The 13821-nt window shown below is 60.9% G+C and carries 8 protein-coding genes; 6 read left to right on the top strand and 2 right to left on the bottom strand.

The window, feature by feature from the left end; genetic code table 11:
• Positions 1-160 precede the first annotated feature (160 nt).
• Complete coding sequence (gene aceF / locus AC1DIH_RS01845) at positions 161-2116, bottom strand: dihydrolipoyllysine-residue acetyltransferase (RefSeq protein WP_477770377.1); 1956 nt, start codon at positions 2114-2116, stop codon at positions 161-163.
• A gap of 11 nt (positions 2117-2127) precedes the next feature.
• Positions 2128-4773 carry a pyruvate dehydrogenase (acetyl-transferring), homodimeric type gene (gene aceE / locus AC1DIH_RS01840; RefSeq protein WP_477770376.1) on the bottom strand — a complete coding sequence of 882 codons (2646 nt, stop codon included), beginning with the start codon at positions 4771-4773 and terminating at the stop codon, positions 2128-2130.
• A gap of 382 nt (positions 4774-5155) precedes the next feature.
• Between aceE and glnE the strand changes: the two genes are divergently transcribed.
• The 6 genes from glnE to AC1DIH_RS01810 all read left to right on the top strand — a co-directional run bounded on the left by glnE (position 5156) and on the right by AC1DIH_RS01810 (position 13755).
• Positions 5156-8095 carry a bifunctional [glutamate--ammonia ligase]-adenylyl-L-tyrosine phosphorylase/[glutamate--ammonia-ligase] adenylyltransferase gene (glnE, locus tag AC1DIH_RS01835; protein ID WP_477770375.1) on the top strand — a complete coding sequence of 980 codons (2940 nt, stop codon included), beginning with the start codon at positions 5156-5158 and terminating at the stop codon, positions 8093-8095.
• Between the two features lie 196 nt (positions 8096-8291).
• Positions 8292-9326 (top strand): lipopolysaccharide heptosyltransferase II, encoded by a 1035-nt coding sequence (gene waaF, locus AC1DIH_RS01830; protein WP_477770374.1) that lies wholly within the window; start codon positions 8292-8294, stop codon positions 9324-9326.
• A gap of 1 nt (position 9327) precedes the next feature.
• Complete coding sequence (waaC, locus tag AC1DIH_RS01825; RefSeq protein ID WP_477770373.1) at positions 9328-10389, top strand: lipopolysaccharide heptosyltransferase I; 1062 nt, start codon at positions 9328-9330, stop codon at positions 10387-10389.
• On the top strand, positions 10389-11510 hold the full coding sequence (locus AC1DIH_RS01820; RefSeq protein ID WP_477770372.1) for a glycosyltransferase family 4 protein: 1122 nt from the start codon (positions 10389-10391) through the stop codon (positions 11508-11510). Before waaC ends, AC1DIH_RS01820 begins: the two co-directional genes overlap by 1 nt.
• On the top strand, positions 11510-12316 hold the full coding sequence (rfaP, locus tag AC1DIH_RS01815; protein WP_477770371.1) for a lipopolysaccharide core heptose(I) kinase RfaP: 807 nt from the start codon (positions 11510-11512) through the stop codon (positions 12314-12316). Before AC1DIH_RS01820 ends, rfaP begins: the two co-directional genes overlap by 1 nt.
• Positions 12316-13755 carry a lipopolysaccharide kinase InaA family protein gene (locus AC1DIH_RS01810; RefSeq protein ID WP_477770370.1) on the top strand — a complete coding sequence of 480 codons (1440 nt, stop codon included), beginning with the start codon at positions 12316-12318 and terminating at the stop codon, positions 13753-13755. Before rfaP ends, AC1DIH_RS01810 begins: the two co-directional genes overlap by 1 nt.
• Positions 13756-13821: the final 66 nt, after the last annotated feature.

The following is a 13821-nucleotide window of genomic DNA, read 5'->3' as shown; positions in this document are numbered from 1 at the left end:
GAATACATACAGCACTTGATCGAACGTCGACGCATGCTGAAGTGGCGGGTGTTTTTCGGGCAAAAAAAGCCCCGCCAAATTGGCGGGGTTGAGGTACGAGCGTGGCGCTCGGAAAACGTGGAACGCGAGTGGCCCTCCGGTGAAGGAGGGCCGCCCGGTCTTACAGCAGCATGGTGCGGATGTCGCCCAGCAGGTCGCTCAGACGCTTGGTGAAGCGTGCAGCAGCAGCGCCGTTGATCACACGGTGATCGTAGGACAGCGACAGTGGCAGCATCAGTTTCGGCTGGAAGGCTTTGCCGTCCCAGACTGGCTGGATGGTTGCCTTGGAAACACCGAGGATCGCCACTTCCGGCGCGTTGACGATCGGCGTGAAGCCGGTGCCGCCAATGTGCCCGAGGCTGGAAATCGTGAAGCAGGCACCTTGCATCTCGTCTGCCGAGAGCTTCTTGGTCCGGGCTTTTTCAGCCAGGGAAGCGGCTTCGGCAGCCAGTTGCAGCAGGCTCTTCTGGTCGACGTTCTTGATGACCGGTACCAACAGGCCTTCAGGGGTGTCGACGGCGAAGCCGATGTTCACGTATTTCTTGCGGATGATCGCTTTGCCGCTTGGCGCCAGCGAGCTGTTGAAGTCCGGCAGTTCCTTGAGCAGGTGTGCGCAGGACTTGAGCAGCAGTGGCAGTACGGTCAGCTTGACGCCAGCCTTCTCGGCCACGGCCTTCTGTGCGACACGGAAAGCTTCCAGCTCAGTGATGTCAGCCGAATCGAACTGGGTCACGTGAGGCACGTTCAGCCAGCTGCGGTGCAGGTTGGCGGCGCCAGCCTGCATCAGGCGGGTCATCGGCACTTCTTCGATTTCACCGAAGCGGCTGAAGTCCACGACCGGAATCGGCGGGATGCCCGCGCCGCCGGTTGCGCCGCCAGCGGCCGGTGCTTCCTTGGCCTTTTGCATCATGGCTTTGACGTAAACCTGCACGTCTTCTTTCAGCACGCGACCGTGTGGGCCGCTTGGGCTGACCGCGCTCAGCTCGACGCCGAATTCACGGGCCAGTTGGCGCACCGCAGGACCTGCGTGAACCTTGGCGCCAGGCTTGGCTGGAGCAGCGGCCGGGGCGGCAACTGCAGGCGCGGCTGCAGCCTGAGCGACAGGTGCAGCAGCAGAAGCGCTCGGAGCAGCAGCGGCTGGAGCCGGGGCTGTAGCAGGTGCTGCGCCTTTGACTTTCAGCTTCAGGATCAGGTCGCCGGTACCGACTTCGTCATCCAGCTTGATGGAAATGCTTTCCACCACGCCAGCGGCAGGCGATGGAATTTCCATGCTCGCCTTGTCGGATTCCAGGGTGATCAGCGACTGGTCGGCGGCAACGGTGTCACCAGCCTTGACCAGGACTTCGATGATCTTGGCCTTGCCCGCCGAACCGATGTCCGGGACGTGGATGTCCTGAACGCTGTCGGCAACCGGTGCAGCCGGAGCCGCAGCGGCTGGCGCCGGAGCAGCGGCAGCAGGCGCAGCAGCCTGGGCAGGAGCGGCAGCAGCACCCGCCACTTCCAGATCCAGAATCAGATCGCCCGTGCCGACTTCGTCGTTGAGCTTGACGCTGATGGCCTTGACCACGCCAGCGGCAGGCGAAGGGATTTCCATGCTGGCCTTGTCGGATTCCAGGGTGATCAACGACTGATCAGCCGCGACGGTGTCGCCGACCTTGACCTGGATCTCGATGATCTGGGCCTTTCCCGACGAACCGATGTCCGGCACGTGCACTTGCTGAATGCTGGCAGCAGCCGGCGCGGCAGCAGGCGCCGCCGGCGCAGGTGCGGCAGCCGGTTTGGCTTCAGCTTTGGCTGGCGCAGCGGCCGCCGCAGGGGACTGTATAGAGGCTGGGGCTGCGGCACCTTCGACTTCCAGTTCCAGCAGTTCGTCGCCTTCTTTCAGGCGATCGCCCAGCTTCACTTTCAGGCTCTTGATGATGCCGGCCTTAGGCGCAGGCACTTCCATGCTCGCCTTGTCCGATTCCAGCGTCAGGATGCTCTGATCGGCTTCGATACGGTCGCCGACCTTCACAAACAGTTCAATTACTTCACCTTCACCGCTGCCGATGTCAGGTACGCGAATGAGTTCGCTCACAGAGTCTCTCCTCAGCAGTCCAGTGGGTTGCGTTTTTCCGGGTTGATACCGAACTTGACGATGGCTTCAGCCACCACCTTAGGTTCGATGTCACCACGGTCAGCCAGTGCTTCAAGGGCTGCCAACACCACGAAATGACGGTCGACTTCGAAGAAATGACGCAGTTTCTTGCGGCTGTCGCTGCGGCCGAAACCGTCGGTGCCCAGCACTTTGAATTCCTTGGACGGAACCCACTGACGGATCTGCTCGGCGAACAGCTTCATGTAGTCGGTCGATGCGATGACCGGACCTTTACGGCCGATCAGGCAGTCTTCAACGTAGCTGCGCTTAGGCTTCTGGCCAGGGTGCAGACGGTTGGTGCGCTCTACGGCCAGGCCATCTCGACGCAGTTCGTTGAAGCTGGTAACGCTCCACACGTCAGCGCCGACGTTGAACTCTTCACGCAGAATCTTCGCCGCTTCACGGACTTCACGCAGGATGGTGCCGGAGCCCATCAGCTGAACGTGGTGCGCCGCTTCGCGGGTGTCTTCTTCGAGCAGGTACATGCCCTTGATGATGCCCTCTTCCACACCGGCCGGCATGGCTGGCTGCTGGTAGGACTCGTTCATCACGGTGATGTAGTAGAAAACGTCCTGCTGCTCTTCGGTCATCTTCTTCATGCCGTCCTGGATGATCACCGCCAGCTCATAGCCGTAGGTTGGATCATAGGTGCGGCAGTTCGGGATGGTGGCAGCCAGGATGTGGCTGTGACCGTCTTCGTGTTGCAGGCCTTCGCCGTTCAGCGTGGTCCGGCCGGCGGTGCCGCCGATCAGGAAGCCACGGGTACGGCTGTCGCCAGCGGCCCAGGCCAGGTCGCCGATACGCTGGAAGCCGAACATCGAGTAGAAGATGTAGAACGGCAGCATCGGCTGGTTGTGGCTGGAGTACGAAGTACCGGCGGCGATGAAGGAGCTCATGGCGCCCGCTTCGTTGATGCCTTCTTCGAGGATCTGGCCCTTCTGGTCTTCCTTGTAGAACATCACCTGGTCTTTATCGACTGGCTCGTAGAGCTGGCCGACGGAGGAGTAGATGCCCAACTGACGGAACATGCCTTCCATACCGAAGGTGCGGGCTTCATCCGGGATGATCGGTACGATGCGCGGACCGATTTCCTTGTCCTTGACCAGTTGCGCGAGGATCCGCACGAAGGCCATGGTGGTGGAAATTTCACGGTCGCCCGAGCCGTCCAGAATCGCCTTGAGGGTGTCCAGTGGAGGAGTCGGGATGTTGAAGCTCTTGGCGCGACGCTGAGGCACGAAACCGCCCAGTGCGGTACGGCGCTCGCTCAGGTAGCGGGCTTCGGCGCTGCCTTCTTCCGGTTTGAAGAACGGCAGGTTTTCCAGCTCTGCGTCCTTGACCGGGATGTCGAAGCGGTCGCGGAACAACTTCAGGCTCTCGACATCGACTTTCTTGGTGTTGTGCGCGGTGTTTTTCGCTTCGCCGGCACCGGTGCCATAACCCTTGATGGTCTTGGCCAGGATGACGGTCGGTTGTTCTTTGTGGTTGACCGCTTCGTGGTACGCCGCGTAGACCTTGTACGGGTCGTGGCCGCCACGGTTGAGCTTCCAGATCTCGTCGTCGGACAGATCGGCAACCATCGCCTTGAGTTCTGGCGTGTTGAAGAAGTGTTCACGCACGAACGCGCCGTCTTTGGCTTTGTAGTTCTGGTACTCGCCGTCGATGACTTCGTCCATGCGGCGTTGCAGGATGCCGTCGACGTCCTTGGCCAGCAGTGGGTCCCAGAAACGGCCCCAGATGACTTTGGTCACGTTCCACTGAGCACCGCGGAACACGCCTTCGAGTTCCTGGATGATCTTGCCGTTGCCGCGAACCGGGCCGTCGAGGCGCTGCAGGTTGCAGTTGATGACGAAGATCAGGTTGTCCAGCTTCTCGCGGCCGGCCAGGGAGATCGCGCCCAGGGATTCCGGCTCGTCGCACTCGCCGTCGCCCAGGAAGCACCAGACTTTCTGTTTGCCTGGCTGGATGAAGCCACGGTGTTCCAGGTACTTCATGAAGCGTGCCTGGTAGATCGCCTGGATCGGGCCCAGACCCATGGATACGGTCGGGAACTGCCAGAAGTCAGGCATCAGCCATGGGTGAGGGTAGGACGACAGGCCCTGACCATCGACTTCCTGGCGGAAGTTGTTCATCTGGTCTTCGGTGATGCGGCCTTCCATGAATGCACGGGCGTAAACGCCTGGCGAGGTGTGGCCCTGGAAGTAGATCAGGTCGCCGCCGTGTTCGTCGGTAGGGGCCTGGAAGAAATAGTTGAAGCCAATGTCGTACAGGGTTGCGCTGGAGGCGAAGCTGGAGATGTGACCGCCCAGGTCAGAATCTTTCAGGTTCGTACGCATCACCATGGCCATCGCGTTCCAGCGTACCAGCGAGCGAATGCGGCGTTCCATGAACAGGTCGCCAGGCATGCGTGCTTCGTGGGTAACGGGAATGGTGTTGCGGTATGGCGTGGTGATGGCGTAAGGCAATTGCGAACCGCTGCGGGTTGCGAGTTCGCCCATACGGGTCATCAGATAGTGAGCACGGTTTTCGCCTTCTTTGTCGAGAACCGATTCCAGGGCGTCCAGCCATTCCTGGGTTTCGACGGGATCGAGGTCTTGCATGGCTTGCTCCAGGGCGGAAAGGCTTCCAGAATCGGTTGCCTGAGTTAGCGACTGGCCTTGTGGGCAGACGTTATAAATTCTTGGAATGCCGGAGGTTGATTCGGCGGCGTGTAGTTTTACTACAAATCGTCGGCCATTTCAGCCTTTCGAATGTATATACGAGTAGTAAAACTACACAGGATGAGCGTGTGGCCTCCTGCTGCGTTGTGAGAATAATCGTTACTGTTGGTCTTTAGCTAACCGAGATAGGTGGAAGTTTGATGCTGGCTGCCAAAAAAACAGATATTTCAGCTATTTCTAACTTTTGTTCGACAGTCCTTTGCGTAGTGCATTTCATGTATTCACTACAGACAGCCCTTTCTACGCCGATCAAGGATAGACCATGAGCCTTCCTTCGCTTGCCGAACTGCCGGCCATTCTTCTTCCGCTTGTCAGCCGTGCCGAGCAGTCGTTCCGTGCCGCTGTTGCCCTGTTTGACGATGATCATGGCCTGTCGACCTGGTCGCCAGAGCGCTGGGCAGCGTTTGCCCGAGTGACCGCGGCCAGCGATTTTGTCATTGAGCAGAGCCTGCGTGACCCGTTGATGTTGCTTGAGCTTGTGCAGTCCGGCGAACTCGACCGAAGTTTCGCCGCCGGTGAAATGTGCGCCCAGATCGCCGCCGCTGTGCAGGCGGCCACCACCGACGATGAGTTGGGCCGCGTATTGCGCCGTCAGCGCAACCGTCAGCAAGTGCGGATCATCTGGCGCGACCTGACCCGCCAGGCGGATCTGATCCAGACCTGCCGCGACCTCTCGGACATGGCCGATGCGAGCATCGATCAGGCTTATCAATGGTTGTATCAGCGCCATTGCCAGCAATTCGGTACGCCCACCGGGCGGCGCAGCGGCGAGCCGCAGCAAATGGTCATCCTCGGGATGGGCAAGCTCGGCGCCGTGGAGCTCAACCTGTCGTCGGACATCGACCTGATCTTCGCTTACCCCGAAGGTGGCGAAACGGTTGGCGTGAAGCGTGCGCTGGATAACCAGGAGTTCTTCATTCGTCTGGGCCAGCGGTTGATCAAGGCGCTGGACCCGATGACCGTCGACGGTTTTGTATTCCGCGTCGACATGCGCTTGCGGCCGTACGGTTCATCCGGTGCGCTGGTGCTCAGCTTCAACGCATTGGAGCAGTACTACCAGGACCAGGGGCGCGACTGGGAGCGTTACGCGATGATCAAGGCGCGGGTGGTGGCCGGTGATCAGGCGGCGGGCGCGCAATTGCTCGACATGCTGCGACCGTTCGTTTACCGGCGATACCTGGACTTCTCGGCCATCGAAGCGCTGCGCACCATGAAGCAGCTGATTCAGCAGGAAGTCCGGCGCAAAGGCATGGCCGACAACATCAAGCTCGGCTCTGGCGGCATTCGCGAAGTTGAATTTATCGCGCAGGCCTTCCAGCTGATTCACGGGGGGCGCGACCTGAGTTTGCAGCAGCGCCCTCTATTAAAAGTACTCGGCACGCTGGAAGGGCAGGGTTACCTGCCGCCGGCAGTGATCGCCGAGCTACGTGAAGGTTATGAATTCCTGCGCTACACCGAGCACGCGATCCAGGCGATTGCCGACCGTCAGACGCAAATGCTCCCGCATGGTGAGCAGGATCAGGCGCGCATTGCCTTTATGATGGGTTTTGCCAACTGGACCGCGTTCCATGAGCAATTGATGTATTGGCGCGGCCGGGTCGACTGGCACTTCCGTCAAGTGATCGCTGACCCGGATGAAGAGGAAGGCGAGGAGAGCGAAGTGGTGGTCGGCGGTGAATGGCTGCCGCTCTGGGAGGAAGCCCAGGATGAAGAGGCTGCTTGCCGACAGTTGGAAGAGGGCGGTTTTGTCGATGCGCCCAAGGCCCTGAAAACGCTTGCCAGCCTGCGCAGCAGTCCGCAATTGCGGGCGATGCAACGTCTGGGGCGCGAACGGCTCGATGCCTTTATTCCACGGTTACTGGCGCAAGCGGTGGAACATGCCAGCCCGGACCTCGTGCTGGAGCGCGTGCTGCCGCTGGTTGAGGCGGTGGCGCGGCGCTCGGCGTATCTGGTGTTGCTCACCGAAAATCCCGGCGCACTGCGACGCCTGTTGACCTTGTGCGCGGCCAGCCCATGGATTTCCGAGCAGATCACTCGCTTCCCGCTGCTGCTCGACGAATTGCTCAACGAAGGGCGGCTGTTCAAGCCACCGTTGGCACCGGAGTTGGCCGCTGAATTACGCGAGCGGCTGACGCGGATTCCCGAGGATGATCTCGAACAACAGATGGAAGCCTTGCGGCATTTCAAGCTGGCGCACCGCCTGCGGGTGGCGGCCTCGGAAATTGCCGGCAGCCTGCCGCTGATGAAAGTCAGCGACTACCTGACCTGGCTCGCCGAAGCCATTCTGGAGCAAGTGCTGGCCCTGGCCTGGCGCCAGACGGTCGCCAAGTACGGCTCACCGCAGCGTTCCGACGGAACCTTGTGCGACCCGGGTTTCGTCATTGTCGGTTACGGCAAGGTCGGCGGCCTGGAGCTGGGGCATGGTTCGGACCTCGACCTGGTGTTCATCCACGATGGTGATCCGCAAGCGGAAACCGACGGCCCGAAACCGATCGACGGCGCGCAGTTCTTCACCCGGCTGGGGCAGCGGATCATCCATTTGCTGACCACCCAGACCAACTCCGGCCAGTTGTACGAAGTCGATATGCGCCTGCGCCCTTCCGGCGCGTCGGGGCTGTTGGTCAGTTCGTTGGGGGCGTTTGAGCGCTATCAGGAAAACGAAGCCTGGACCTGGGAGCATCAGGCACTGGTGCGGGCGCGGGTGCTGGTCGGCAGTCAGGATGTCGGCCAGGCCTTCGAGAAAGTCCGGGCGAAGGTTCTGGGCCGGGCGCGCGATTTACCCAAGTTGCGCCAGGAAGTCAGTGAGATGCGCGCCAAGATGCGCGACAACCTGGGGAGCAAGGGCACCGCTGCCGGGACCGCGCCCAATGCCTTTGAAGCCACTGCGCCGTTCGACCTCAAGCAGGACGCCGGTGGTATCGTCGATATTGAATTTATGGTGCAATACGCCGCCTTGGCGTGGTCTGACACGCACCCTTCGCTGCTTCGCTATACGGATAACATCCGTATCCTGGAAGGTCTGGAGGAGGTCGGGTTGATGCCCGCCGAAGACGCCAGCCTGTTGCGTGAGGCCTATAAAACCTACCGCTCGGCCGCTCATCGTCAGGCCCTGCAGAATGAGGCCGGGGTGATTGCGGGGGATCAGTTTGTGGCCGAGCGACGAGAAGTGTTGCGGATCTGGCGCGAGCTGGGGTTAAGCTGAACAGGATATTTGAAGAAACACTCAATACCCAATGTGGGAGCGAGCCTGCTCGCGATGAGGCCGTCACATCCAACATTTATGGTGACTGTCAGGCCGTCATCGCGAGCAGGCTAGCTCCCACAGTGGATCGACAGCGTTTTGTAGAATTCTCGAGGCGGGGAGGCAATGGCCTCCCCGGTTCGTTTTTGGAAAACACATGAAAATTCTGATCGTTGGGCCCAGTTGGGTCGGTGACATGGTGATGGCGCAGACACTCTTCCAGTGTCTGAAACAGCGTCATCCTCAGTGCGAAATCGACGTGCTGGCCCCCGAGTGGAGTCGGCCGATCCTTGAGCGGATGCCCGAAGTGCGTCAGGCCTTGAGCTTTCCGCTCGGCCACGGCGTGCTGGAGCTGGCAACGCGGCGGCGGATCGGCAAGTCCCTGGCCGGCCAGTACGATCAGGCGATTTTGCTGCCCAACTCGCTGAAGTCGGCGCTGGTGCCGTTCTTTGCCGGCATCCCGAAACGCACCGGTTGGCGTGGCGAGTTCCGTTACGGCTTGCTCAACGATGTGCGCACCCTCGATAAAGAGCGTTACCCGCTGATGATCGAGCGCTTCATGGCACTCGCCTATGAGTCGGGCGCCGAGTTGCCCAAGCCCTATCCGCGACCGAGCCTGCAAATCGATCCGACCAGCCGCGACGCCGCGCTGGCCAAGTTCGATCTGGCCCTTGATCGTCCGGTGCTGGCGCTGTGCCCGGGTGCCGAGTTCGGCGAGTCCAAGCGCTGGCCGTCGGAGCACTATGCCAAGGTCGCCGAAGCGAAAATCCGCGAAGGCTGGCAAGTCTGGTTGTTCGGTTCAAAGAACGATCACGCGGTCGGCGAAGACATTCGCTCGCGACTGATTCCGGGCCTGCGTGAAGAGTCGGTGAACCTCAGTGGCGCTACCTCGCTGGCCGAGGCTATCGACTTGCTGTCCTGCGCCGATTCCGTGGTGTCCAACGACTCCGGCCTGATGCACGTCGCGGCAGCGCTGAACCGTCCGCTGGTGGCGGTCTACGGCTCGACGTCGCCAGGCTTCACGCCGCCACTGGCCGAGAAGGTCGAGATCGTTCGCCTGGGCATCGAGTGCAGTCCATGTTTCGATCGCACCTGCCGTTTCGGTCATTACAACTGCTTGCGCCAGCTCACGCCGCAACCGGTGAACGAAGCGTTAGAACGCCTGCAAGGCGCTCCGGTAGAGGTCCGTTAAGTTGCGGGTACTGTTGATCAAGACTTCTTCGCTGGGCGACGTGATTCATGCGTTGCCGGCGTTGACCGACGCGGCACGGGCGATCCCGGGCATCAAGTTCGACTGGGTGGTGGAAGAAGGTTTCGCCGAGATCCCGACCTGGCACCCGGCGGTTGGCAAGGTGATTCCGGTGGCGATCCGTCGCTGGCGCAAGAACCTCTGGCAAACCGTCAAAAGCGGCGAGTGGAAACGCTTCAAGCAAAGCATTCGTGCCACCCAATACGATTTGGTGATCGATGCCCAGGGCCTGCTCAAAAGCGCCTGGCTGACCCGCTACGTCCGCGCGCCGATAGCCGGGCTGGACAAAAACTCGGCCCGTGAGCCCATTGCCGCGCGGTTTTATTCCCGACGTCTGGCGGTAGCCCGTGGGCAACACGCTGTGGAACGACTGCGTCAGTTATTCGCCGTGGCGCTCGGCTACGACCTGCCGCAAGGGTTGGGCGACTATGGCCTGAACGTCGAGCGGTTGGTCGAGCTGCCGCGCAAGAATCCTTACGTGCTGTTTCTGCACGGCACGACGTGGGACACCAAGCACTGGCCGGAAGCTTATTGGCGTGAGTTGGCCGAACGCATGGGCCACCTCGGCATGGCGGTGAAACTTCCCTGGGGCAACCCGGCCGAAAAGGCCCGGGCCGAGCGCATCGCCAAAGGTCTGCGCAATGCCGAAGTACTGCCCAAATTGAACCTGGCCGGCGTCGCCAAAGTGCTGGCCGGTGCGCAAGCCTGTGTGGCAGTCGACACGGGCCTCGGTCATCTGGCCGCTGCGCTGGACGTGCCGACGGTGTCACTGTTCGGTCCGACCAATCCGGGTCTGACCGGTGCCTATGGCAAAAGCCAGGTGCACCTGGCGAGCGACTTCCCGTGCGCGCCGTGCCTGCAAAAAAAATGTGCATACCAACCGACGGCTGAAGATCAGCGTCGATTCGATCTCAAGCGCGAGTGGCCGCTGTGCTTCACTCGCCTGAACCCCGAGCGTGTCGCGAGCCGATTAAGCACGTTGTTACTGGCTGAGGAGCTGCGCTGATGCAATTGGCTTTTGTCCTTTACAAATATTTCCCGTTTGGCGGATTACAGCGCGATTTCATGCGCATCGCCCTGGAATGTCAGCAGCGCGGGCATCAGATCCGCGTCTACACGCTGATCTGGGAAGGCGATGTGCCGCCGGGTTTCGAAGTGCTGGTGGCGCCGGTCAAGGCGATCTTCAATCATCGCCGTAACGAGAAGCTGAGTGCCTGGATGGAAGCCGATCTGGCCAAGCGTCCGGTGGACCGGTTGATCGGCTTCAACAAAATGCCGGGGCTCGACGTCTACTACGCTGCCGATGGCTGCTTCGAGGATAAGGCGCAGACCCTGCGCAATGCCCTCTACCGGCGCTGGGGCCGCTACCGGCACTTCGCCGAGTACGAGCGCGCGGTGTTCGCCAAAGATGCGAAAACCGAAGTGTTGATGATTTCCGAAGTCCAGCAGCCGCTGTTCATCAAGCATTACGACACGCCGCTTGAGCGCTTCCATCTGCTGCCACCGGGCATTGCCCTGGACCGGCGTGCGCCGGCCAATGCCGCTGAAATTCGCGCTGAATTCCGTCGCGAATTTTCCCTGGCTGACGATGACTTGTTGCTGGTGCAGATTGGGTCCGGGTTCAAGACCAAAGGTGTCGATCGCAGCCTCAAGGCGCTGGCCGCGTTGCCAGCGGAACTGCGTAAACGTACCCGGCTGTTTGTAATTGGCCAGGACGACCCCAAAGTATTCCAGCTACAGAGTGCCACGTTGGGGCTCGGCGATAACGTGCAGTTCCTCAAGGGCCGCAGCGATATCCCGCGTTTCCTGCTCGGTGCCGACCTGTTGATCCACCCGGCGTACAACGAAAATACCGGGACGGTATTGCTTGAAGCGCTGGTGGCCGGCTTGCCGGTGTTGGTCAGTGCGGTGTGCGGTTATGCGCATTACATCGCCGAAGCCGACAGCGGCCTGGTGCTGGACGAACCGTTTGAACAGGTGCAACTCACGCAGTACCTGACGACCATGTTGAGCGACGACGCAGCGCGTGCGGCCTGGAGCCGTAATGGCCTGGCCTTCGCTGACACGGCCGATCTCTACAGCATGCCGCAGCACGCAGCGGATGTGATTCTGGCGGAGCAACACTGATGAAGCTGATTCTTGCCGAACCGTTCAAAAGCCTTTGGGCCGGGCGCGATGCGTTCACCGAAGTCGAAGGCCTGAAGGGCGAGGTTTACCGTGAACTCGAAGCTCGTCGGACCCTGCGCACCGAAGTGGCCGGGAACGGCTTCTTTGTGAAAATTCACCGGGGCATCGGCTGGGGCGAGATCTGCAAGAATCTGCTCACTGCCAAACTGCCGGTACTCGGTGCAGGCCAGGAGTGGCGGGCTATCCAGCGTTTGCAGGAAGTCGGCGTGCCGACCATGACCGCTGTCGCTTACGGCGAGCGTGGCAGTAACCCGGCGGACCAGCACTCGTTTATCGTCACCGAAGAACTGGCGCCGACCATCAGCCTGGAAGACTTCAGCATCGATTGGGTCAAGCAGCCGCCGGAACCAAAACTCAAGCGTGCGCTGATTGCCGAAGTGGCGCGCATGACCGGCATGATGCACCGCGCCGGGGTCAACCACCGCGACTGCTACATCTGCCACTTTCTGCTGCACACCGATAAACCGGTGACGGCTGACGATTTCAAGCTCTCGGTGATCGATTTGCACCGTGCCCAGACCCGCCGGGCGATCACCCGGCGCTGGCGTAACAAGGATCTGGCGGCGTTGTATTTCTCGGCGCTGGATATCGGCCTGACGCGGCGCGACAAGCTGCGTTTCCTCAAGGGTTACTTCCAGCAACCCTTGCGCCAGATTCTGCGTGAAGAGGCGTCGTTGCTGGCGTGGCTCGAGGGCAAGGCCAACAAGCTGTATGAACGCAAGCAGCGCTATGGAGATGCGCTTTGATGCGTTTGTCTGAATTGAAAAACGCCGGTCGTACGCCTGGCTTGCCATTGAGCATCGAGCTGGCGGATGCCGCAGGTCCGGCGCAGTTGCAACTGCTCAGCGTGTTGCGGGTTTTGCCGGGCCAGCGTTACGTGGGCGCCGCTGTTTGGCGCGGGCGTCCGGTGCTGGCCAAACTGTTGGTGGGCAGCAAGGCGGCGCGGCATTTTCAGCGTGAGCTGGACGGTGTCCGTCTGCTCGCTGCGCAAGGCTTGACCACGCCGAGGCTGCTGGCCGATGGCCTGAAGGATGGCGAGGGTGGTTGGCTGCTGTTCGACTTCCTTGAAGGCGCTGAAAGCCTCGGCGATGCCTGGAAGCAGGTCGAAGCGCTGCCGGCGCTGGCGGACGCGCAAGCGACGGTGTTGGCCGAGGCGCTGGGCGCCATCGGTCAATTGCACAGCAAGGGCCTGTGGCAGGAAGACTTGCACCTGGACAACCTGCTGCGCCACGACGGCCAGCTGTACTTGATCGACGGTGCGGGTATTCGTGTCGAGCAGGCTGGTCAGCCGTTGTCCCGACAGAAAGTCCTGGAGAACCTCGGGGTGTTTTTCGCTCAACTGCCCAAGTCGCTTGAGCCGTTCACCGAAGAGTTGCTGGTGTATTACCTGTTGAGCAACGGCGAGCACGCCTTGCCACTGGAAGCTTTGCAGAAACAGGTCGACAAGGTCCGCAGCTGGCGATTGAAAGACTTTCTGATCAAGGTCGGTCGCGAATGCACGTTGTTCAGTGTGCAGCGCGGGGCGTTCGGTTTGCGTGCGATCCGTCGCGAAGAAGAAGCGGCCATGCTGCCGGTACTGGCGCAGGCCGATGCCTTGCTCGATCAGGGGCATCTGTACAAGACCGGTGGTGCGGCGAGTGTCGGCAGGGTCGAGGTGGCGGGGCGCACGCTGTTGGTCAAGCGCTACAACATCAAGGGCGTTGCCCATTGGCTCAAACGCTTCTGGCGCCCGAGCCGTGCCTGGCATTCATGGCGCGAGGGCAATCGCCTGGCGTTCCTCGGCATTTCCACACCGAAACCGCTGGCGCTGTTGGAAAAGCGTTTTTTCTGGCTGCGCAGTCGGGCCTATCTGGTTACCGAGTATTTGTCGGGGCCGGACATTATTGAGCGCTTTGCGCCGTTCGTTGAGAGTGGTGATGCGCCTGAAGCTGAGTTGCTGGCGCTGGATCACTTGTTTGCCGAGCTGATTCGCGAGCGCATCAGTCATGGGGATTTCAAGGGGCATAATCTGTTTTGGGACAAGGATCGCTGGTCGTTGATCGATCTGGATTCGATGTGTCAGCACGGTTCGGTCAGCAGTTTCGCTCCGGCGTATGCGCGGGATCGGGCGCGGTTTATGCGTAACTGGCCTGAGAGCAGTGCGTTGTATCAGGTGATTGATCAGCGGTTGCCCAGGCAAGTGTAGGCGCTGAGCTTGCTTGCAATGGCGGCCTGACAGCCGCCCAATCTCCCGCAGATGTACCCCCATCAA

The sequence above is a fragment of the Pseudomonas sp. 05N36 genome, assembly GCF_056397385.1.
Note: the sequence above shows the minus strand (reverse complement) of the source record. Positions and strands in the feature narration are given on the sequence as shown.